20 protein-coding genes and 1 pseudogene are annotated in these 20,825 nt (G+C 39.4%); 8 read left to right on the top strand and 13 right to left on the bottom strand.

The window, feature by feature from the left end; genetic code table 11:
* Positions 1 to 15 precede the first annotated feature (15 nt).
* The 9 genes from QWY93_RS06690 to rfbC all read right to left on the bottom strand — a co-directional run bounded on the left by QWY93_RS06690 (position 16) and on the right by rfbC (position 8,046).
* Positions 16 to 1,383 carry a PhoH family protein gene (locus QWY93_RS06690; RefSeq protein WP_290248833.1) on the bottom strand — a complete coding sequence of 456 codons (1,368 nt, stop codon included), beginning with the start codon at positions 1,381 to 1,383 and terminating at the stop codon, positions 16 to 18.
* Between the two features lie 356 nt (positions 1,384 to 1,739).
* Positions 1,740 to 2,483 (bottom strand): shikimate dehydrogenase family protein, encoded by a 744-nt coding sequence (locus tag QWY93_RS06685; protein WP_290247396.1) that lies wholly within the window; start codon positions 2,481 to 2,483, stop codon positions 1,740 to 1,742.
* Positions 2,480 to 3,415, bottom strand: a complete 936-nt coding sequence (locus QWY93_RS06680; RefSeq protein WP_290247395.1) for a DUF368 domain-containing protein — start codon at positions 3,413 to 3,415, stop codon at positions 2,480 to 2,482. The genes QWY93_RS06685 and QWY93_RS06680 overlap by 4 nt, the downstream gene beginning before the upstream one ends.
* 49 nt (positions 3,416 to 3,464) lie before the next feature.
* Entirely contained in the window at positions 3,465 to 4,235 is a 771-nt protein-coding gene (locus tag QWY93_RS06675; protein WP_290247394.1) for a phosphosulfolactate synthase, read from the bottom strand.
* Positions 4,236 to 4,268: 33 nt separating this feature from the next.
* On the bottom strand, positions 4,269 to 5,675 hold the full coding sequence (locus tag QWY93_RS06670) for a tetratricopeptide repeat protein (protein WP_290247393.1): 1,407 nt from the start codon (positions 5,673 to 5,675) through the stop codon (positions 4,269 to 4,271).
* A 118-nt stretch (positions 5,676 to 5,793) separates the two neighbouring features.
* Entirely contained in the window at positions 5,794 to 6,306 is a 513-nt protein-coding gene (locus tag QWY93_RS19675) for a Rossmann-fold NAD(P)-binding domain-containing protein (protein WP_353959625.1), read from the bottom strand.
* Positions 6,261 to 6,755 (bottom strand): NAD-dependent epimerase/dehydratase family protein, encoded by a 495-nt coding sequence (locus tag QWY93_RS19670; RefSeq protein WP_353959624.1) that lies wholly within the window; start codon positions 6,753 to 6,755, stop codon positions 6,261 to 6,263. Before QWY93_RS19670 ends, QWY93_RS19675 begins: the two co-directional genes overlap by 46 nt.
* The gene (locus QWY93_RS06660) at positions 6,752 to 7,495 is read right to left on the bottom strand and encodes a tyrosine-protein phosphatase (RefSeq protein ID WP_290247392.1); all 744 of its coding nucleotides are present in this window, start codon (positions 7,493 to 7,495) and stop codon (positions 6,752 to 6,754) included. Before QWY93_RS06660 ends, QWY93_RS19670 begins: the two co-directional genes overlap by 4 nt.
* A complete protein-coding gene (gene rfbC / locus QWY93_RS06655; protein ID WP_290247391.1) occupies positions 7,495 to 8,046 on the bottom strand; it encodes a dTDP-4-dehydrorhamnose 3,5-epimerase in 552 nt (183 codons plus the stop codon). The genes QWY93_RS06660 and rfbC overlap by 1 nt, the downstream gene beginning before the upstream one ends.
* Before the next feature lie 232 nt (positions 8,047 to 8,278).
* Between rfbC and hflX the strand changes: the two genes are divergently transcribed.
* Positions 8,279 to 9,550 (top strand): GTPase HflX, encoded by a 1,272-nt coding sequence (hflX, locus tag QWY93_RS06650; protein WP_290247389.1) that lies wholly within the window; start codon positions 8,279 to 8,281, stop codon positions 9,548 to 9,550.
* A gap of 320 nt (positions 9,551 to 9,870) precedes the next feature.
* Entirely contained in the window at positions 9,871 to 10,557 is a 687-nt protein-coding gene (gene mtgA, locus QWY93_RS06645) for a monofunctional biosynthetic peptidoglycan transglycosylase (RefSeq protein ID WP_290247388.1), read from the top strand.
* 57 nt (positions 10,558 to 10,614) lie between these two features.
* Here mtgA and recF read toward each other — a convergent pair whose 3' ends face one another.
* Entirely contained in the window at positions 10,615 to 11,724 is a 1,110-nt protein-coding gene (gene recF, locus QWY93_RS06640; protein ID WP_290247387.1) for a DNA replication/repair protein RecF, read from the bottom strand.
* A 418-nt stretch (positions 11,725 to 12,142) separates the two neighbouring features.
* Here recF and pdhA point away from each other — a divergent pair, with 418 nt between their 5' ends.
* From pdhA to QWY93_RS06610, 6 genes and pseudogenes are all read left to right on the top strand, one after another.
* Positions 12,143 to 13,165: a pyruvate dehydrogenase (acetyl-transferring) E1 component subunit alpha gene (gene pdhA / locus QWY93_RS06635; protein ID WP_290247386.1), complete on the top strand. Its 1,023-nt coding sequence runs from the start codon at positions 12,143 to 12,145 to the stop codon at positions 13,163 to 13,165.
* Positions 13,166 to 13,286: 121 nt separating this feature from the next.
* Complete coding sequence (locus tag QWY93_RS06630) at positions 13,287 to 14,006, top strand: tetratricopeptide repeat protein (protein WP_290247385.1); 720 nt, start codon at positions 13,287 to 13,289, stop codon at positions 14,004 to 14,006.
* Between the two features lie 96 nt (positions 14,007 to 14,102).
* The gene (ribH, locus tag QWY93_RS06625) at positions 14,103 to 14,579 is read left to right on the top strand and encodes a 6,7-dimethyl-8-ribityllumazine synthase (protein ID WP_290247384.1); all 477 of its coding nucleotides are present in this window, start codon (positions 14,103 to 14,105) and stop codon (positions 14,577 to 14,579) included.
* A gap of 44 nt (positions 14,580 to 14,623) precedes the next feature.
* Positions 14,624 to 15,943: an aspartate kinase gene (locus QWY93_RS06620; RefSeq protein WP_290247383.1), complete on the top strand. Its 1,320-nt coding sequence runs from the start codon at positions 14,624 to 14,626 to the stop codon at positions 15,941 to 15,943.
* Positions 15,944 to 16,108: 165 nt separating this feature from the next.
* Positions 16,109 to 16,435 (top strand): DUF6787 family protein, encoded by a 327-nt coding sequence (locus QWY93_RS06615; RefSeq protein WP_290247382.1) that lies wholly within the window; start codon positions 16,109 to 16,111, stop codon positions 16,433 to 16,435.
* Between the two features lie 117 nt (positions 16,436 to 16,552).
* A pseudogene (locus tag QWY93_RS06610) lies at positions 16,553 to 18,339 on the top strand (ABC transporter ATP-binding protein).
* A gap of 123 nt (positions 18,340 to 18,462) precedes the next feature.
* Here QWY93_RS06610 and QWY93_RS06605 read toward each other — a convergent pair.
* The 3 genes from QWY93_RS06605 to QWY93_RS06595 form a co-directional block, all read right to left on the bottom strand.
* Complete coding sequence (locus QWY93_RS06605) at positions 18,463 to 19,230, bottom strand: LytR/AlgR family response regulator transcription factor (protein ID WP_290247381.1); 768 nt, start codon at positions 19,228 to 19,230, stop codon at positions 18,463 to 18,465.
* Positions 19,231 to 19,268: 38 nt separating this feature from the next.
* On the bottom strand, positions 19,269 to 20,126 hold the full coding sequence (gene nadC / locus QWY93_RS06600) for a carboxylating nicotinate-nucleotide diphosphorylase (protein ID WP_290247380.1): 858 nt from the start codon (positions 20,124 to 20,126) through the stop codon (positions 19,269 to 19,271).
* A 221-nt stretch (positions 20,127 to 20,347) separates the two neighbouring features.
* Complete coding sequence (locus tag QWY93_RS06595; protein WP_290247379.1) at positions 20,348 to 20,755, bottom strand: DUF4783 domain-containing protein; 408 nt, start codon at positions 20,753 to 20,755, stop codon at positions 20,348 to 20,350.
* Positions 20,756 to 20,825 lie beyond the last annotated feature (70 nt).

Below are 20,825 nucleotides of genomic sequence, written 5' to 3'. Positions count from 1 at the left end.
CTTTTGAATTTTATTTTAAAGAAGTTCGTTGGCCAGGTTGGCCAATTCGGAACGTTCTCCTTTTTCAAGTTTAATATGGGCATAGAGTGGGTGGGCTTTTACCCGGTCAATAAGGTAGGAAAGGCCATTGCTTTGGCTGTCCAAATAAGGAGTGTCTATTTGATGTACATCCCCTGTAAAGACGATTTTGGTGTTTTCGCCTGCCCTACTGATGATGGTCTTGATTTCATGGGGAGTAAGGTTTTGGGCTTCATCCACGATAAAAAAGATATTGGATAGGGATCTTCCTCGGATATAGGCCAGAGGTTGGATTACCAATTTTTCCGTGTTGATCATTTCGGTGATTTTTTGGTATTCCTTATCCGTTTCTTTGAATTGGTTTTGGATGAATTTAAGATTGTCCCATAGGGGCTCCATATAGGGATTGAGTTTGGATTTGATATCCCCTGGGAGGTAGCCAATGTCTTTATTGCTCAAAGGGACAATGGGTCTGGCCAAAAATATTTGTTTAAAGTCCCTTCTTTGTTCCAATGCCCCTGCAAGGGCTAATAATGTTTTCCCAGTACCTGCTACACCTTGGATAGAGACGAGTTTTATCTTTGGATTGGTGATGGCATTAAGGGCAAAGGTTTGCTCCGCATTTCTGGGTTTAACATGGTAGGCAAATTTTTTGTCGACCCTTTCCACCACATTGTCTTCCGCATTGTAAAATGCCAATACCGAATTTTTATCACTTTTCAGAATGTAGTAAGTATTGGCCTTTTCTTTTTTTGGATCCAACACTGCTTTGGCATCCACTTGCTGGGATTCATAAAGTTGATTAATGACATCTGGATCAATACCTTCAAGGACTACCTTACCGGTATTTTCGATTTCGGAGATGTTTTTGATTTTCCCAGTTTCGTAATCTTCAGCCTGGATATCAAGGGATTTGGCTTTTAGCCTTAGGTTAATGTCCTTACTTACCAGGATCACCTTTCTGCCCTTTTCGGAATGTTTGAGGGATAATGCTGCATTGAGGATTTTGTGATCGTTTTTTTCCTCCCCAAAAATCTCAATTGCATTTTTGATGGTGGCCTTTTCTTGGGGGTGATCCCCATTCATCATCACTTTAAAATTCCCCTTGGTTTTTCCATTTAAGGGGGTCCAGTTATGGATCATTTTGTCCTTGGCCAAATTATCCAACAGGCGGATAAATTCCCTTGCTTCAAAATTTTTGGAGTCATTACCCTTTTTGAATTGGTCCAGTTCTTCCAATACGGTAATGGGAATGACCACATCATGCTCTGCGAAATTCATGATGGAGTTGTGAGCGTACAGGATCACAGAAGTGTCCAATACGAAGATTTTACAATCGTTTTTGGTAGCTTTGGCTCTAGGCATAGGCGAAAAAGGATAATAATTATTGTCTTGAATAAGATAGACAATTATATCTTTGTTAACCATTTTTTTTAGTTAAAAATGGTGTCTTTTCGCCCTTGTGAGACTCAAGGAGTTGATTGGCAGAGGTATAATTTGGTCTGGAACATTTAAAAATGAGTTTTGAGTTTTCCTTACTTTCTTAAATAGCATTGACCGAAAGAGAGGAAAAGGTTGAATTTTAAGATTCTAAAAACTCCATTTACCACATACTAGGAATCTTCAATCATCTTACTTTGTACTGTTGCCAAAAGACCATTTTAAAAAACTTCAAACCCTCCCTTCAAGGATGTTTTTTAGAAAGGTCATAATAATGACACTTACTTATTCCATATCTCCCAGGCTGCCTCTGCTTGTAATTCCAGCATTTCCAGACCATTTTTGACTTTTGCACCTTTTAATTCCAAGGTCTTCATCAAAAATGTTTTTTCAGGATTATATACCAGATCGTAAACCCAATGGTTCTCATTAATATTGTCAACAGGAATGTCTGGCATTTCCTCGGTATTGGGGAAAGTTCCCAATGGAGTGGTATTGATAATTAAGGGATATTCTTCGAGAATATTTGGATCTGTTTTGAGATCATCATAGGTAATGAAGCCAGATTCCTTGTGGGATTTTCTGGATACCATTTGGAATGGCAAATTCAGGTCTAACAAGGCCTGTTTTACTGCTTTGGAGGCTCCTCCAGTGCCAAGGATCAATGCTTTTGGGCGGGATCCATCCAGCCATTTTTCCAGGGAAGCTTTGAAACCGATGTAATCTGTATTATACCCTTTTAATTTGTCTCCCTTTATATGGATGCAATTTACCGCCCCAATAGCTTTACAACCAGGGTCTAGCTCATCCAGATAGGGGATAACTTGTTCTTTATAGGGAATGGTAACATTTATCCCCTCCAAGGAATTATCAGCATCGATCAGCGCGGGAAATTTGTCGATTTGGTCGATTTCGAATAAATCATATTGGCAGTCCTGAATGTTTTCCTTTTCAAATTTCCCAGAGAAATATTTTTTGGAAAAGGAATGTTTTAATGGATAGCCGATCAGTCCGAATTTTCTCATTTTGTTTTAAAATAATATGCAGTTCGCTCCAGGCCAATCACCAGAATGATTCCAAAAAGGAAGGCCAATAGAGCAATATAAAACATGGATTCATGCCCCGTTTCAGTCAGATAATGGTGGGGCCAAAGATTTTCAGTAATAAATGGTTTCTGGTCTCCGCTGCTGGTCAACCGATAGCTGATCACCTTTTTCCAGGGCCATATTTTATTGATGGATCCAAGCATAAAGCCCGACAACAAGGCGATGGTTTTGGCATGATGGTGTTTCAGAAACCAGGAAATCAGTCTTGAAAAGGACATGATCCCAATGGCACAACCCGCAGCAAATAAACCTAAAGTTAAAAAGTCTTTTTGGTTTACGGCATTTAATATGGCTTCATATTTACCCAGGATTAAAAGCAGGAAACTTCCGGAAATGCCTGGTAATATCATAGCACAAATGGCAATAGCACCGGCAACAAAAGTGTAATACAGCGCCTCAGGGGAATGCACAGGCTGCAGACTGGTCACCCAAAAAGCCAGCAATGCCCCTATGGGAATGGCCAGGATTACTCCTGCTTTCCATTGTTTGATATCCCTGAGAATTAGTAATGAACTGATAATGATCAATCCGCAAAAAAAAGACCACAGGGGGATAGGATGATTATCCATCAAAAAAGTGATCAATTTGCTCAGGGTAAATATACTTGTAAATATCCCTGCGAATAAGGCCAATAAAAACGAACCGTTGATATGCTTCCAAAACTCCGCAATTTTAAATCTGCCAAGGAGTTTCAGGGCTTCTAAATCAAAGGATTTGATGGAATCCAAAAGGGTTTCATAAATGCCGGTAATCAGGGCAATAGTGCCCCCCGAAACACCCGGGACTATATCGGCCGCACCCATTCCCATTCCTTTTAGAAAATTAAGGATGTAATATTTAGGTTGTTTCATCAGGGATTAAACGAAAGCGACTGCATTTTATGGCAGCCGCTTGAATTTTTTAACAGTTGGAAAGGTCAAGAAAATGGTCAAAAGTATCTCCTCTCAATCCTAATCTTATGGTTTCCAATGGGATCACCTCATTTGGGGCAATGTTACCCAGATTGACATTAGCACCCAAAAGTTTGATAAACCATACCTGCTGTGCTTTTTGAGGAGCTTCCCATAAAATCTTTTCTTCAGGGATTTTTGTAAGGATTTCTTCTACCAGACCTTGCCTTACCTCGCCTGAGTCCCTAAATAAACCTACATTTCCAGCCTCCCTGGATTCACCTATCACCTTCCATGCACCGGCATCCAGTTCCTGCTGCATTTGTTCAATCCATTTGTAGGGAGGGATGATTTTTTCTGCATCTTTGGACCCCACTTCGGATAGAACGGTCACATCCTGGGATAGTATGCTGATATATTCACATTTTTTCTTGTGGTCCAAGGTAATGGAACCATCAGATACCTCAGCATATGCCAGATCGTATTTTTCCAACACCCTACGGTAATCATCAAATTGGTTTCTGATGATAAAAGCTTCAAAAAGGGTGCCTCCCAAATAAACGGGAATACCAGCATCCCTATAAAGTTGCAGTTTTTGGTTTAAATTTTTAGTGACATATGAAGTGGCCCAGCCCAGTTTGACGATATCTACATAATCTCCACAAGAATCTATAAAATCCTGGACTTCTCTTAGGCTGAGGCCCTTGTCCATGGCCATGGTGTATCCTCTGGATCGTGGTTTTTCGGTCCGTTCGGGTACGTTCTTCAGCACGTAATTCATTCTCTAAAATTTTAGGTAAATAGTTTGATAGGGTTATAGCCCGTCCTTGTATTGAACGATGATTTTATATATGGCTTTCTGATGCTTGATTTCAGGCATCAGTTCATATAAAATTTCGTGTCGTTCAAAATCCAAAGTTAATGCATTTTCTAAATATGAAAAGGCTTCTTTGTATTTACCTGTTTTTAATAGATATACCACTAGCCTGTAATAGAGCTCTGCCTCCTCAGGAAGTTCGTCAATTCCCTCTTTAATCACATCTATGGCCTCTTCAAACCTGTTTTGGTCAAAGTAGATGATAGATAAGTTTATATAGGTTTCCATCAGTCCTGGTTCCAGATTAATGGCCTCTTCATAAGCTTCCGAACTGGCGTGAAGGTTTCCAAGGTTATATTCTGCATCCGCTAGTCCCACCCAGTAATTGGCGTTTGTTGCAGAAAGCTTCAATGCTTTTTTGAAATAATGGATGGCTTCAAAGTATTTATCCTTTTTAAGCATGCACATACCCAGCCCAAACCAGGCATCGTCATATTCAGTATCTATTTTAGCGGACTTTTTGAAATATTTGAACGCCAGGTCAATCTGGTCTGTCTTTTCATAGGCTGCAGCCAGGTAACAACAATTTTCAGCATTGGCACCTTCGCAGCTAATGGTATTTTGGTAAGCTTCTATGGCTTTGTCATATTGCTTGGTGTTCATCAGGGCATTGCCCATATTGAAATAAGCTGAAGCAAAAGAATCATCAATAATCAGGGCATAATCATAAGCATGAATGGCTTCTTCAAATTTTCCCAATCTATTGTATACCACTCCCAAGTTATACCAAGCCCCGGCACTGTAGGGATCCTGGTCGATAAATTCCTGATAAAACTGAAGGATTTCATCAAAAGAACCTTCTTCCTCAGTGATCATTGCCAACTGGAAAAGGGCATCTTCATGATTGATCCGTTGTTTTACAGCCTCCTTATAATAAAAGGCCGCTTTCTCCAAGTTGTTCTCCGCCCGGTAAAAATTTCCAAGGGTATAAAAAACCTCTGCCTTGTCTTCTGCAAGCGGCATAAATTCCTCCAGGATTTGGATGGCCTCCCGGACATTGCCATTTAGCAATAGCCCATTTGTCAAAGCAAGAATGACTTCTTCATTATTGGGGGAAAGATTGTTGAGGTTTTCCAGAACATCAAGCCCTTCTTCCAGCTCATCATTGAATATCAGGCACTGGCCTAGCAATAGTTTGATTTCTATGGAAAATGGAAATTTTTCCACGGCAATTTTACTGGCCTTCAACGCTTTTTTAAATTTCTGCGCATCAAAATAAAACCGGATGATGTCTTCCAGTTCTTCCTCATCAAAGAAGAGATCTAAATTGGATTTCAGGGAGTTCTCAAATCGCTTTACCAATTCTTTTTCTTCATCCCAGTTGTGGTCAAAATCTCCGGTCATGTGTATTGAATTGATTTTATATTTAAGATACCAATTTATCGGTAGTGTAAATAGGTATTGGTACAAATTTTAAAATTGGGTCCGTATGACCTCATATCGGAATTTTAACGAAATGGGATTACTTTTCGTTCAGGGCCCAACAAAAGGTTTCCTCTAGCTCCGTATAATCAAAATCCAGTAACTGATTAATTTTTCTATTGTCGAATTCAAAATTTTGCTGTGCTATGGCCGCAGTTTGTCGATTAAGAGGGTTTTTGGATGGGGAAAATAACCTTTTTACCCAAAGTCCAAATAAGGCTATTTTTAGAAATGGCCTTTTTAAAGGCTTTGTAGGAGGGGTTTTCCCCATTCTATAGGCCATTTTTTCAAGGAACTTTTTATAAGATATGCTTTCCTTGTTGAGAATGAACCGCTCATTCCAGGTTTCTTTTTGGAAGAGTTGAAGAGTGATTTTAGCAGCATCTCTGGTGTCTATGTAATTGATGGTTCCCAGGGGATAATATTTGTTTTTCTCTTGAACATAATTATAAATGGAACTGCTGCTCCTTTTGTCACTTATTTTTCCCAGGAGGATAGAAGGATTCACTACAATGGCTTGAAGTCCTTCCTGGACTCCCCGCCAAATTTCCAACTCCCAAGGTACTTGGAAATAGCATAAGGGGTATTCCAATCTGATTCCGCCCATTTATGGTTTTCATCAATGACACGAAGTTCAGGACTTCTCCCCAAAGCGGCGACAGAACTAATGTAAATAAGTTTTTTTGGCCCCCCTTCCAGCATGGCATTGACGACATTGGCAGTACCATGGCAGTTGACCTTAAGGAGTTTTTTTTCTTCTTTTGGATCAAAGGATACCAAACCGGCTGCATGGATGATCAGGTCCATACCATCAAATATCTTTATTAGGGACTGATAATCATTGATATCCCCTTCATGCCAATGGATGTCTTCAGCAAACTTCCCCAATAAGCGGAGTTGGCTACTGGGCCTTTTTAGCCCATGAATTTCTCCTACTTTTGCAAATTCCCTGGCCAGGTGGTTTCCGAGAAGCCCGGTGATGCCCGTAATTAATATTTTCATAGTTCGGGGTTAGACAATGATAGTGATTGGATTTTGGAATAGTATTTATTGGCAGGAAGTTTTTCCAGGGCATCCAGATAATGGGTGTTGTGGCAATCCGTTCCCATAAATTTGACGGCATCCCTGTCCACTAATTTTTCTGCCAAGGATTTGACGGGCTTGGAATAATATCCAGTCAAAGAAAGCAAGTTTATTTGGAAAGCCACCCCTCTATCTATTAAAGATTCCAGTAAATTGTTGTCCTGGTGAAGGTAAAGATACCTTTCTGGATGGGCTAATATAGGCTTCAACCCCTTCATTTCCAATTTAAACAGAGTATCCAAAAGCATTTGGGGTTTGTTGATAAAGCCCGTTTCTAACAAAATATAATGATCCCCAAAAGTCAATAACTGGTCACCCCTTTCCACCTTTTCCATAAAAACCTCGTCCAAATAATATTCCGCCGCAGCCTCTATTTCGATATCAATTTCTCTTTTTTGAAGTTCATGTTGGAGCTTTAAAAGCCCTCTGGTAATGGTTTCTGGGGTGTTTTTATAAAATTCAGTCATGATATGGGGGGTGGTAATCAGCTTCTTAAGTCCATATCCCCTTAACCTTTGGACTAAATTAATGGATTCCTCCAGAGTTTTGGCCCCATCATCTATGCCGGGGATAAGATGGGAATGCATATCCACCTGCAACCAGGACAAATCCAAGGATTCTATTTTTTTATTGGATTTAAACAGATCGAGTAATCCCATTAAAGACCTCCTCCAGTTTGTTGCTTAAATTCTTCTAATGTAGGTAATGCAGCATCCTTTTCTGAGATGATAGGATTACTTACATCCCAATCTAAGTTCAAGTCAATATCATTCCAAATGATCCCCCCTTCACTGGCTTTATTATAAAAATTGGAGCATTTGTAGGTGAAAACGGCATCTTCCAATACTGCAAATCCATGGGCAAACCCCTCGGGCACAAAAAGCATATTGTGCTTGACCCCGTCTAAAATTACCCCATAGGCCTGGCCAAATGAAGGAGAATCTTTTCTTAGGTCCACGCATACATCCCATACTTTCCCGCTAATTACACGAACAAGCTTTGCCTGCGCATATGGTGCATGCTGAAAATGCAACCCACGGACAGTTCCGGCTACAGAAAAGGACTGATTGTCCTGGACCCATTGGGTATTGATGCCCTTTTCCGCCAAAAGGTCCTCCCGGTAAGTTTCCAAAAAATATCCCCTCGCATCATTAAATATTTTGGGGTAAATTTCAAAAACATCTTGAATGGGTGTATTTCTAATTTCCATGATTTATTTAGGTCAATTTCCAAAAGCAAATCGTAAATTTCCGTTCTTTTGGCTAAGGAGACTAATTTTGCATAAAATAATTATCGTCCAAATCTGGAATTGAAAATTGTTTTGACTTGTTATAATAAGCCTAACAGGTTAGAAATAATAGGGTTTTGGCGTAAAAGCATTAAAATAACCCAAGATAAAATTAATATAAGCGTTTAACCCAAAATAAGGGGGACTAAACTGAATGAGTAAATATACAAGAAAATTAAAAAAAATGATAGAAACAGCTCCTCAAGAGGAGACAGCTGTTTTAGTAGCTTTGATCCGGCAAAACCAATCCGAACATGAGGTGGAGGAGCACTTGGATGAACTTGCATTTCTCACCGAAACTCTTGGGGCCAGGGAGGTCCATAGGTTTACCCAACGTTTGGAAAAACCTGATGTGAGAAATTTTGTAGGGACTGGAAAACTGGAGGAAATCCAAGCTTATATAAAGCATTTTGAGGTGGATATGGTCATTTTTGATGATGATCTAAGCCCTTCCCAGATGAGGAATTTGGAAAACGAATTGAAGGTGCAGGTATATGACCGTTCCTTGTTGATTTTGGATATATTCCTAAACCGGGCAAAGACTGCCCAGGCTAAGACCCAGGTGGAACTTGCCAGGTATCAGTATTTATTGCCGCGATTGACTCGAATGTGGACACACTTGGAAAGGCAGCGTGGTGGGACTTCCACCCGGGGTGGTGCCGGTGAGAAAGAGATCGAAACGGATAAAAGGATCATCCGGAACCAGATCACTGCTCTCAAGGAAAAACTCAGAAAAATTGAAAGGCAGGGTGAAACACAACGAAAAGGCAGGAAAGGCATTGTTCGTGTGGCTTTGGTTGGTTATACCAATGTGGGTAAAAGTACCTTGATGAATTTGGTTACAAAAACCGATGTTTTGGCCGAGAACAAGCTTTTTGCAACAGTGGACTCCACGGTGAGGAAAGTGGTATTGGAAAATATACCCTTTTTGTTTTCAGATACAGTGGGATTTATTCGAAAATTGCCAACCCACCTTATCGAGTCCTTTAAATCCACCTTGATGGAGATTCAAGAATCGGACTTGCTGGTCCATGTTGTGGATATTTCACATCCCAGCTTTGAAGACCATATTGCTGTTGTCAATCAAACCCTGAATGAGTTAGGCGCAGGGGACAAACCTATATTGTTAGTATTTAACAAAATTGATTTGGTACCAAAAATGCCTTCTGAAGAGGAATTGATGAATATGAGTGAGCTGGAGGTAGAAGAGGCTAATTATTTAGATTTTGACAAATTGAAAAAGGTCTATACAAAAAAAACTGGGATTGAGCCTGTTTTTATGGCTGCAGAGGATGGAACCAATATTGATGATTTCAGAAAGGCTTTGGTGGAGGAAGTGAAAAAACAACATTTCAAAATTTATCCCCATTACCTGGCTTCTCAAACCTATGACCTTTCCCAGTTTGATGATGAGGATGAGGCGTAACCCTCAACCATTTTGAAAATGACTTTCAGGGAGAAAGCATGTTAATCTTATACATGTTCCCACTTCTGGGGGAAATGTACGTGTAGAAAAAGATTATTCGGAAACTAAAATATTGATATTTAAATTTAGGGGCAAGGTATTCAAAATGCCTTGCCCAATCTTTTTTAGGCAAAAAATATTTTAAGGAATAAAAAGATAGTTATATAACCCAGGGCTGATTTCCCAATTTTTGGGATATTATTAAAGGCCATAAGGTCCCACTTTTGTTACTGCTATAAAATTTCTTAAGGCTAGAGGAAATTAAAACGGGATGAGTTAAAATGAAGATTTTACTTAGATTTATAGGAAAAATTATCCTTTGGTTTTTTATTCTTTCCATTGGTTTTACAATCCTTTATAGGTTTGTTCCGGTATGGATTACGCCATTGATGGTTATTCGGATGGTGGAGCAGAGCATGGATGAAAAGCGGGAGGTCCGGTTTAAGAAAGATTGGGTCTCCATTGAGGACATATCAAGACATATGGCACAAGCTGTAGTTGCAGCAGAGGATCAAAAATTTTTGGACCATTTTGGATTTGATACCGAGGCCATTCAAAAAGCCATGGAAAATAACCAGTCCGGTAAAAGGATAAGGGGAGGTAGCACTATCTCGAACCAAACAGCCAAAAATGTTTTCTTATGGCCAGCAAGGAATTACCTAAGGAAAGGTTTGGAAGCTTATTTCACCCTATTGATTGAGGTGATTTGGTCCAAAGAAAGGATCATGGAAGTTTACCTGAATGTTATTGAAATGGGGGATGGTATCTATGGGGTGGAGGCTGCAGCTCAGCAATTTTACCATAAACCTGCCTCCCAACTGTCCCGTGGGGAAGCAGCAATGATGGCAGCAATCTTACCGAATCCCTTGCGATGGTCCCCTGCTAAACCTACCGGATATAACTACCGAAGACAAGCCTGGATTCTTCGAAATATGAATAATTTGGAACCTGTGGGGTTTGGAAAGTGAAGATAAGATGTTCGCAACTAAATTTTAGATAATAGGAAAAAGCACCTATTTATATTTTTAATTATTTTTTTTCTGTATTTCCCCTTTTTCAATTTCATAATAAGCAATATCAGCATCAATATCCTGAAGGATTTTTCGGGTCCGTTCTGGTCGGGCGTCGGTGATAAACAATTGGCCAAATTCGTGATGAGCTACCAATTCCATCAGTTTGCTGATTCGGAAATCATCCAGTTTATCAAAAATATCATCCAGTAACAGGAGAGGTTTGGTTTCCTTTTTCTCTTTGAAAACCTGAAATTGGGCTAGTTTTAGGGCAATCAGGAAAGACTTTTGTTGACCTTGAGAACCAAATTTTTTTAAAGGAAAATCATCTATTTCAAAAACAAAATCGTCCTTGTGGATTCCCATATTTGTCCTTTTTAGTATCAGGTCCTTTTTTAGGGATTGATAAAATTCTTTTTCAAAGTCATCCCTGTTGCATTGGCTTTCGTAGCGGATATCGATGGCTTCTCTTTGCCCTGATATTTCTCCATAATGATGAAGTAAAATTGGTTTGAACTGTTCTGCAAAGTTTTTCCTTTGAGTAAATATTTTTTTTGACAAAGTAACAATTTCCTGATCATAAGGCTCCAGGAGCGAGGTGTCATATCGGTCCCGTTCGGCAAATTTTTTGATCAAGGCATTTCTTTGTTTTAAAAAATGCTGGTATCGAACCAAATGAGCAAGGTAATTTCGGTCTAATTGGGAAAGTAAGCTATCAAAGAATTTTCTCCTCTCCTCACTGCCACCCTTAATAAGTGCGGTATCATCAGGAGCAATCAAAACTACAGGTAATAGTCCTACATGTTCGCTCATTTTCTCATAAGCTTTGCCACTGTTGAAGATTTGTTTCTTCTTTTTGGCCTCTAGTATGCATTTAATTTCAAGTTCTTTTCCCTTTAACTCAAAATTTCCAATTAATGTAAAAAAGTCTTTTTGGTGCTGGATATTTTGTAAGTCCACTGGATTAAAAGCGCTTTTGGTAAGACATAGGTAGTGTATGGCATCCAGCAAATTGGTTTTCCCGCTTCCATTGTTTCCTAAAAAGCAGTTTATTTCCGGTGAAAAAGTTAACTCTGCCTGAGCGTAATTTTTAAAATGAATAAGGCGGAGGTTTTTAAGGTGCATGGTAGGAATGGAATATTTTCAGCGTGCAGCAAAGGTAAAAGATGAGATCAAGTTAGTAAAGAATCTAAGGGGATTAAAAGGTTAGTTTTACCATATGTTTTTAAAGAACTCTTTTTTAATTCAATGGACCAAAGCCGATAGGTGGGCTAATTATTTAGAAGTAGTTGCCATTTTTTCCTCATTTTTAATTAGTGAAAAACAGTTCCGGCAACTTTCTTATTAAAGCTAATAAATTGGAGATCAATAAAGTGGGGAAAAGCGGTTCATTAGGCATTTATGGTAATATTAGTTCCGGCTATGGTAATATAATCCCCAAGAAATTATCATATAGTCATTTGTGAATCATAAAAGCCTTTGCTAATCAGTGAATACTTATTTATATTTGGGCCCCTAATAAGCATATTTTATAGAAAACGATATGGCGAAAAAGAGTTCGACAACCACTAAAACCAAAGTAAAATACTCCAAAGATACCTATGTTTACTGGTATGAGAGCATGTTGCTCATGAGGAGATTTGAAGAAAAAGCCGGCCAATTATACGGTCAACAAAAAATCAGAGGATTTTGCCACCTATATATTGGTCAGGAAGCTTGTGCTTCCGGAGCCATTACTGCCCTTGAAAAAGATGACAAGTGGATCACTGCCTACAGGGATCACGCGCATCCCCTAGGGCTGGGTACAGACCCAGGTGCTGTTATGGCAGAGCTCTTTGGCAAAGCAACCGGAACTACCAAAGGAAAAGGTGGTTCTATGCACATATTTGACAAAGAAAAGAATTTTATGGGCGGCCACGGTATCGTAGGGGCTCAAGTTCCTATGGGGCTGGGCATCGGCTTTGCCGAAAGATACAAAGGAACTAAAAACCTTTGCATCTGCTACATGGGAGATGGTGCAGTTAGACAAGGTGCGGTACACGAATCGTTTAACTTGGCCATGCTTTACAAAACCCCGGTAATCTTTGTTATCGAAAACAATGGTTACGCTATGGGTACTGCTGTGAAACGTTCTTCCAATGTAGAGGATCTATCTACCCTCGGGGAATCATATGATATGCCTTCTTTTGCAGTGGATGCTATGAATGTGGAAGAAGTTCATGAAGCCGTTTCCGAAGCAGCAAAAAGAGCAAGAGATGGAGAAGGACCAACATTGTTGGAATTCCGTACTTACAGGTACAAAGGTCACTCCATGTCCGATCCCCAAAAATACAGGACCCGTGAAGAGGTAGAAGCATACAAAGAGAGGGATCCAATCGAGCAGGTAAAGAAAACCATCCTGGAAAATGAAATCCTTTCAGAAGATGAAATTGAGGAGATCAACAAAAAAGTGAAGCAAAAAGTAGCCGATGCGGTGAAATTTGCAGAAGAGTCTCCTTGGCCTGATGGTGAAAAAGCCTTTGAAGACGTTTATATGCAAGAGGATTATCCTTTTGTAAAAGAATAAAATAATGGAGATTTTAAAGTCAGCCCGAATAGGAAGTTTATCTCCCCTTCCGGGCTGACTTTATTATGATAGTTTGCGAATTAACGAAAACCGTTATATTTGCGACTGAAATTTTAGAATAATGGCGAAGAAAGAAATCAAACAGGCGCAGGCTCAGGAGGAGCAGGCTAACGAGCTTCTGGAAAATCCCGATGTGATTGCAGATCGATTGGGCAAAGGAGAAGCTTTTGTGAAGAAAAACTCCAGGATCGTAGGAGGAATCCTAATTGTTGGAATTTTGGTAATTGCTGGAATCATGTACTTCCAGTTTAACAAGGCCAATAAGAATAAGGAAGCTCAAGCAGAAATGTTCCAGGCAGTTTACTATTTTGAACAGGACAGCTTGAACTATGCCCTAAATGGAGATGGGGTAAATGCCGGTTTCTTAAATATCGTGGATGAATATAGTGGTACCGCTGCTTCCAATTTGGCCCATTTTTATATAGGGTCCATTTATTTGAAGGACGGAGAATACCAGCAAGCCATTGACCATTTGAGTGAATTCTCTTCTGATGATTTCTTTGTGCAAGCCAAGGCTTACTCTTTGATCGGTGATGCCAATATGGAATTGGGGCAAACTGGCGAAGCCATTAGTGCTTATGAAAAAGCGGCAGATTATAAGGAGAACAAATTCTTTACCCCAAGGTACCTTTACAAACTGGCGGTAGCTTATGAAGCTGCTGGTGAGTTGCAATCAGCCATAGATACCTATGAAATTATCGAAAATAAATATTTCGACTCATACGAATATAATTTGGCACGAAAACATAAAGCACGCTTGGAGGGCCTTGCTTCTAAGTAATGCTTTGTGGTACCATATGGCATTTTGAAGAGTAAGGCCCAAAAGGTCTTACTTTTTTTGTGTTTATACAATAACTGACTGGACAAGACTAAAAATATGGCGAGTACGCAAAAAAACCTGAGCCAACACTCAGAAAAAAATATTCAGGATATCAGTGGGAAAAAATTTGCTTTGATCGTTTCTGAATGGAACGAGGAAGTTACCGAAAGCCTTTTTCAAGGTGCCATGGAAACCCTGCTAAAAAACGGGGCAATTAAGGGAAATATTATCCGGAAAAATGTCCCCGGATCTTTTGAGTTGACATTAGGAGCACAATGGATGGCCCAAGAAGAGGAAATTGACGCAGTCATCTGTTTGGGCTGCGTAATTCAAGGTGAAACGAAGCATTTTGATTTCATCTGCGATGCCGTAGCCAATGGAATTACCAATGTGGGAATCAAATATAATAAACCTGTTATTTTCGGGGTTTTGACTCCGGATAATCAAAAGCAAGCCCTTGATAGGGCGGGCGGAAAACATGGTAATAAGGGAGATGAAGCCGCCATTACCGCTGTCAAGATGCTGGGTTTTTAAGAGCAGTTTTTAGTAGTTAAACCATTAACATTATAGATTTACAAATGAAGATCATGAAATTTGGGGGAACCTCCGTAGGTAAACCCGAAAGGATGCATCAGGTAAAGGACCTGATCACTAGAGAATCAGGTAGAAAAATTGTAGTGCTATCAGCCCTTTCAGGTACTACCAATGCTTTAGTTGGCATTGGTGATGCCTTGGCAGAAGGCAAAAAAGATTTGGCCAAAGAGCGGATAGATGCATTGCATGAGCACTATCTTACCTTCTATAAAGAATTGCTAAAGACAGAAGCAAGCCAGAAAAAGGCGGAAAAGATCATCAAGGAACATTTTGAATTTCTTAACATTATTCTCAAAATCTCCTTCAATGAAGCCATCAACAGGGATATTTTGGCCCAGGGTGAATTGCTTTCTACCAAGTTGTTTTACACCTTATTGGAAGAACAGGATATTCAGGCCATTTTCCTTCCCGCGTTGGAGTTTATGAGCATTGATGAGAAAAGTGAACCTGAGCTTTCTAAAATCAGCGAGCGTTTAAAGGCCATTTTACAGAATTATTCCAAAGACTCCATTTTTATTACTCAGGGTTACATCTGTAAAAACCATCGCAATGAAGTGGACAACCTGAAGCGTGGAGGTAGTGATTATACTGCATCCCTTATCGGTGCCGCCATCAATGCAAGTGTGGTGGAAATCTGGACAGACATTGATGGAATGCACAATAATGACCCCAGGATCGTGGATCAAACCCGTCCTATAGCTCAGCTGTCTTTTGATGAAGCGGCCGAGTTGGCCTATTTTGGGGCCAAGATACTTCATCCCGCCTCCATTTGGCCTGCCCAAACCTACAATGTTCCGGTTAAACTGTTGAATACCATGCAGCCTGAAGCTGCCGGAACTACCATCACAGAAAAAGAAACTGGCCAAGGTGTGAAAGCCATTGCAGCCAAAGATGGAATAATTGCCATTAAGATCAAATCCAGCCGTATGCTATTGGCTTATGGTTTTTTGAGAAAGGTATTTGAAATCTTCGAAAAATATACCACTCCAATAGATATGATCACAACTTCTGAGGTTGCTGTAAGTGTTACTATCGATGATGATACCTATTTGAAAGCCATCATTGCGGAGTTAGAAAAATTCGGCAATGTGGAACTGGATTACAAGCAAAGCATTATTTGCGTTGCGGGAAATCTGATTGCAGAAAGCAAAGGAGTTATCAAGGAAGTAATGGACGCTCTGGTGGATTATCCTTTGAGGATGGTTTCTTATGGAGGAAGCCGACACAATGTATCCATCTTAGTTGACACTAAATATAAAAACCAAGCTCTGCAAAGTCTGAATGATGGACTTTTCCAATGGTAAATATTTAAAAGCTGTCCTAAAGGGCAGCTTTTTTTGTTGCTTATGGAAACCATCAAACCTTAAATGGAGGCTTAAATAAATCAAACTGTTCAAATGGAAGCTAATAATATGCAAATCAGGTGATGTCAGCAATCTGATTTGAACCATTAAAAAAACCGGGTATTAATGGTGAAACAGAAAAATTTTTTAAGCAAGCTTCAGGATAAATGGCAATTGAATAATATCAGGCAAGTTTTGTTGGTGCTATTGGTATTTGCTTGTACCGGGCTGACCATTCTTTTTATTAAATCCCCTATTTTTCAATTTTTGGGGATTAATATGGAAAAAGGTGGATTTTGGAAAACCTTGCTTTATTTGCTATTGATTTTGCCCATGTACCAGATCATGCTTTTGTTTTATGGTTTTATATTTGGACAGTTTGGTTTTTTCTGGCAAAAAGAAAAACAATTATTGAGAAGACTTCGCGCAATTTTCATCCAAAAAAAGAAATAATACGTAAATCTTGCCCCGGCAGTAAAGGTAACGGATAAAGCTTGCTGGTCCGGATTGTTATCATTTCTAAACCAAATCAGTTACATTTGTAGCCACAATTGACGAATCTTATAGCAGATGGCCAAGAAAAGAAAAGCACTGAAAGAGCACGAAAAAAGGAAGCTGAACAAAAAGAACTTAAGCAAACTAATTGGGATTTTTAATTTTGTTTTGCCTTACAAAGGCATTTTTATAGTTGGTCTGCTATTCCTTTTACTATCAAGCCTTACCTTATTGGCCTTTCCCCATGTTGCTGGAAAACTGATTGATACTGCTCAAGGTAAAGATTGGATTTTCAATGATATTAACAGCATTGCTCTAGTGTTGATAGGGATATTATTTGTTCAAAGTGTTTTTTCTTTTTTCCGTGTTTGGCTTTTTGCCCAAGTAAGTGAAAGGTCCATGCGGGATATCCGGCTTTCCCTTTACAATAGGATGGTGCATTTGCCCATGACTTTTTTTGATAAAAGAAGAACAGGAGAGCTCATCAGCAGAATTACCTCCGATGTAAGTTTATTGCAGGATACTTTCTCAGTAACCTTGGCCGAATTATTTAGGCAGATAATCACCCTGCTTGCAGGTACAGTATTTCTATTTGTGACCACACCAAGGCTAACCCTTTTTATGTTGGCAACCTTTCCTGTTTTGGTGATTATCGCCATGGTTTTTGGGAAGTTTATTCGAAAGCTGTCTAAATCTACCCAAGATGAATTGGCCTCAGCCAATGTAATTGTGGAGGAAACCTTACAATCTATTTCTACTGTAAAGTCATTTGCCGGGGAAGATTATGAAACCAATAGGTATCAAAAAGGCCTAAATAGGGTAGTAAAAATTGCATTGAAGGCAGCAGGATTTAGAGGGGCTTTTATTTCTTTTATCATATTTGCCCTATTTGGAGGTATTGTAGCGGTGATGTGGTATGGTGCCTTGATGGTCAGTACAGGTGCCATGAGTATTGGTGATTTGGTTTCCTTTGTGCTATATACCACTTTCATTGGAGGTTCCATTGCTGGTTTGGGGGATATTTACGGTCAGGTGCAAAAAGCTATTGGCTCCTCAGAGCGGGTACTGGAAATTTTGGAGGAAAAACCCGAAGTTTCCCTTACTGATTACCAGGATGTCCAAATTGAAGGAAAAGTTACTTTTGAAAATGTAAGGTTCAACTACCCCACCCGCCCTGAAGTGGACGTATTGAAAGGCATTCAATTGGATATTAATCCTGGAGATAAAATAGCTTTAGCAGGCCATTCGGGAGCAGGAAAATCCACCATTATCCAACTTTTGCTAAAATTTTACCCTATCAATCAAGGCGAAATTAGCATAGATGGGCAAGCCATCAATCAATGGAATTACAAACAACTCCGTTCCCAAATCGGGATCGTTCCACAGGAAGTATTGCTTTTGGGGGAAGTATCCGGGAAAATATCGCTTATGCCAAACTGGATGCTTCTGATGAAGAAATAATGGAAGCAGCCAAAAAAGCCAACGCTTGGCAGTTTATTTGTAAATTTCCTGAAGGTTTGGACACCCTGGTAGGGGAAAGAGGAGTGAAACTTTCCGGTGGTCAAAGGCAGCGAATTGCTATAGCCCGGGCCATTTTGAAAGATCCTTCCATCCTTATCCTTGATGAGGCTACCTCCTCCTTGGATGCTGAATCCGAAGCTTTGGTACAGGAAGCTTTAGATGAGTTAATGAAAGGAAGAACTACCATTATTATTGCCCACCGATTGTCTACCATCAGAAAGGTAGATCGAATCTATGTACTAAAAGATGGGGAAATTGTAGAAGAGGGAAACCATGACTCTCTTGCCAATCAGGACGGCGGATTTTACGCCAACCTGGTGAAGTTACAATTTGCAGATTAGGTGGATGGATATTTGTACGTGGTATTTTAAAAATAAAATCCCAATTTCTTCAATTAAATAAAGAATTCGGTGGTTGGGGGCATCAACCATGTTTTTTCACACTACCTAATACTCAATGGACACTTACTGATTCATCCAATTTTTAAATTTGCTGACTTTTTCCCTACTGACGATAATCTCATCACGATAGGAGGTCTTTGGGGTAATCTGTAACCGGTTATTGGGGTATTTTTTTATGGAATGGATGGCTTTGATGTTAAGTATAATGCTTCTATTGATCCTGAAAAATTGTTGCGGATCAAGGTATTGGTCTTCAAGGTTTTTTAGTTTATGGTCCACAATGAATTTTTCTCCTGTGTCCATTTCAACCAAATAGGTAAGTCCTCCTTCGGCAAGGAAAAAAGCCACATCCTTTGGGTTTTTATAAAATAATTTTTCCCCTGATTTGACTAAAAAGCGGGATTTTGGTTGGGAAGTATCAGGACTTTGTGCCGTACCAGTAGTGGAAATTTGATTCTGGGAGTAAAGTCTTTTGTATTTTTCAAATGATTTGGCCAACCTGTCCTCACTGGGGTCATCATTCAAAAAATCCATGCAATTGAGTGAAAAAGCTTTTTCGGTAACAAAGGGCTTGGTGGATGTGAAGATAACAGGAATTTTTTTATCCAATTTTTCAAATACAAAAGGATGGAGGTCGGTAAGTTCAAAACTACCAATAATCAAATCTGCTTTATGGCCATATTCGAGAAACCTAATAGCTTCTTCCCAGTTTGACAATACTTCCAAGGTTTTGGCTTCTTTACATGAATGGTGCAAGTGATGACTTAGCCGGTAACCTTCCTCCGGTTTATGTACAATTAGGCAATTGATGAAATTCTTTTCATATTCCATGCTTCCCAGGTGCTATTAGGCTTTTATTAAATAAAAAATCAATAGGCTTTTAGGCTTATGTCCATACTTTTTACATGATGGGTCAAAGCTCCTACTGAAATATAATCCACCCCACATTCTGCTACATCCTTGAGGTTTTCTTCGGTAATTCCTCCGGAGGCTTCAGTAGGGATTTTTCCATTAATCAATCTAACAGCTTCTTTCATCATTTCAAAGCTCATATTATCCAACATGATGACATCTACTCCACCTACTCTTAAAACTTCCTTTACTTCCTCAAGATTCCGGGTTTCCACCTCAATTTTTAGATCAAGCAAATTTTCTTTGAGGTATTTTCTAGTAGCTGCAACGGCCTGTTCTATACCTCCCGAAAAATCAATATGGTTGTCCTTAAGCATGATCATATCGTAGAGAGCAAAACGATGGTTTTTCCCTCCCCCAATGGATACAGCCCATTTTTCCAACATCCGGAAATTAGGTGTAGTCTTTCGGGTGTCCAGCAATTTTGCTTTGGTATGGGAGATTACTTCGCTGAGTTGGTGGGTTTTTGTAGCAATCCCACTCATCCGCTGCATACAATTAAGCACTAGGCGCTCGGTAGTGAGAATGGAAGCGGCTTTTCCCTTAACTTTAAGGCCTATATCCCCTTTTTTTACCTGTTGTCCATCCTTTAAGAATACCTCAATCTGAAGGGAGGGATCATATGAATTAAAAATCATCACCGCCAATTCCAATCCGGCGATAATTCCGTCTTCTTTAATTATTAACTGGGCCCTTCCGTCCTGATCACGGGGAATGGCAGCCAAAGTAGAATGGTCACCTTCTCCAACGTCCTCCTTGAAGGCTGATTGGATAAATGCTTCTATATTTTCCTGGGTAAGATAATTTTCTTTCACGACGTAAAAATAAGAAAATTAGACAAAGGCTCCCCTTTATTGTAGGCTGATAGGAACAAAAATAAGAATATTGGCCGGAATTTTTGTTTGCATTCAATTCAGGGCAGGAATTGCAATTTCTGAACAAATTTGATTAAGAGAACTATTCTAAATCTTTGAGTTTTATTCAGGATACTATTTTCTTGGTGTCAAATATTATTGGGCTAAAGCTTCCCCTCCCGCTACTCTTTATTAATATCTAAGGCATAAATTCGTGGTGATTCCTTGTTCAATTTACATTTGATCAATAATCTAAATTGAATTTCCTTACTTTGATATGAACCAATAAAATATTGTATTTGGTTACTGGATTTCCCCTTATGTACAATATCAAAATTACTGGGAGGAAATTTTTTAAAGAAATCCCGAATGACCAATTCGGCTTGGTTTTTAGAGTAATCCCCTTGATTGCCATTAATGGAGAGTTCCACATTTTCTCCAAAATAAGATGATAGAGCCTTGCTGGACCCTGCTTTTATGGATAATGATATTTCTTCTACAGGCTGACCCTGTCCCAATGAAGAATCTGGTAAATAAAGAAAAAGCCCAAAGAAAAGGGTAAATAGGATATATTTGTAAATTTTATTCATTGTAATAAAATGAAATCAAAATTTGAGCCAAAACTGAAAGTTTGAGGGCCAACTTTTTAAAGCGAGCAAA

Origin of the sequence: Echinicola jeungdonensis (assembly GCF_030409905.1) — a bacterium.
Classification (GTDB): Bacteria; Bacteroidota; Bacteroidia; order Cytophagales; family Cyclobacteriaceae; genus Echinicola; species Echinicola jeungdonensis.
The sequence above is the reverse complement of the archived record's forward strand: the minus strand, read 5'-3'. Positions and strand labels throughout refer to the sequence as shown.

What these genes read in the sequence shown, in the direction of transcription:
- QWY93_RS06660 (WP_290247392.1), bottom strand. Translation starts at nt 7,495, where the DNA reads ATGGGATTACTCGATCTGTTTAAATCCAATAAAAAAATAGAATCCTTG.
- QWY93_RS06675 (WP_290247394.1), bottom strand. Translation starts at nt 4,235, where the DNA reads ATGAATTACGTGCTGAAGAACGTACCCGAACGGACCGAAAAACCACGA.
- QWY93_RS19670 (WP_353959624.1), bottom strand. Translation starts at nt 6,755, where the DNA reads ATGAAAATATTAATTACGGGCATCACCGGGCTTCTCGGAAACCACCTG.
- QWY93_RS06690 (WP_290248833.1), bottom strand. Translation starts at nt 1,383, where the DNA reads ATGCCTAGAGCCAAAGCTACCAAAAACGATTGTAAAATCTTCGTATTG.
- QWY93_RS06685 (WP_290247396.1), bottom strand. Translation starts at nt 2,483, where the DNA reads ATGAGAAAATTCGGACTGATCGGCTATCCATTAAAACATTCCTTTTCC.
- recF (WP_290247387.1), bottom strand. Translation starts at nt 11,724, where the DNA reads ATGCACCTTAAAAACCTCCGCCTTATTCATTTTAAAAATTACGCTCAG.
- QWY93_RS06620 (WP_290247383.1), top strand. Translation starts at nt 14,624, where the DNA reads ATGAAGATCATGAAATTTGGGGGAACCTCCGTAGGTAAACCCGAAAGG.
- QWY93_RS06615 (WP_290247382.1), top strand. Translation starts at nt 16,109, where the DNA reads ATGGTGAAACAGAAAAATTTTTTAAGCAAGCTTCAGGATAAATGGCAA.
- QWY93_RS06630 (WP_290247385.1), top strand. Translation starts at nt 13,287, where the DNA reads ATGGCGAAGAAAGAAATCAAACAGGCGCAGGCTCAGGAGGAGCAGGCT.
- pdhA (WP_290247386.1), top strand. Translation starts at nt 12,143, where the DNA reads ATGGCGAAAAAGAGTTCGACAACCACTAAAACCAAAGTAAAATACTCC.
- hflX (WP_290247389.1), top strand. Translation starts at nt 8,279, where the DNA reads ATGAGTAAATATACAAGAAAATTAAAAAAAATGATAGAAACAGCTCCT.
- QWY93_RS06680 (WP_290247395.1), bottom strand. Translation starts at nt 3,415, where the DNA reads ATGAAACAACCTAAATATTACATCCTTAATTTTCTAAAAGGAATGGGA.
- QWY93_RS06595 (WP_290247379.1), bottom strand. Translation starts at nt 20,755, where the DNA reads ATGAATAAAATTTACAAATATATCCTATTTACCCTTTTCTTTGGGCTT.
- ribH (WP_290247384.1), top strand. Translation starts at nt 14,103, where the DNA reads ATGGCGAGTACGCAAAAAAACCTGAGCCAACACTCAGAAAAAAATATT.
- rfbC (WP_290247391.1), bottom strand. Translation starts at nt 8,046, where the DNA reads ATGGAAATTAGAAATACACCCATTCAAGATGTTTTTGAAATTTACCCC.
- mtgA (WP_290247388.1), top strand. Translation starts at nt 9,871, where the DNA reads ATGAAGATTTTACTTAGATTTATAGGAAAAATTATCCTTTGGTTTTTT.
- QWY93_RS06670 (WP_290247393.1), bottom strand. Translation starts at nt 5,675, where the DNA reads ATGACCGGAGATTTTGACCACAACTGGGATGAAGAAAAAGAATTGGTA.
- QWY93_RS06605 (WP_290247381.1), bottom strand. Translation starts at nt 19,230, where the DNA reads ATGGAATATGAAAAGAATTTCATCAATTGCCTAATTGTACATAAACCG.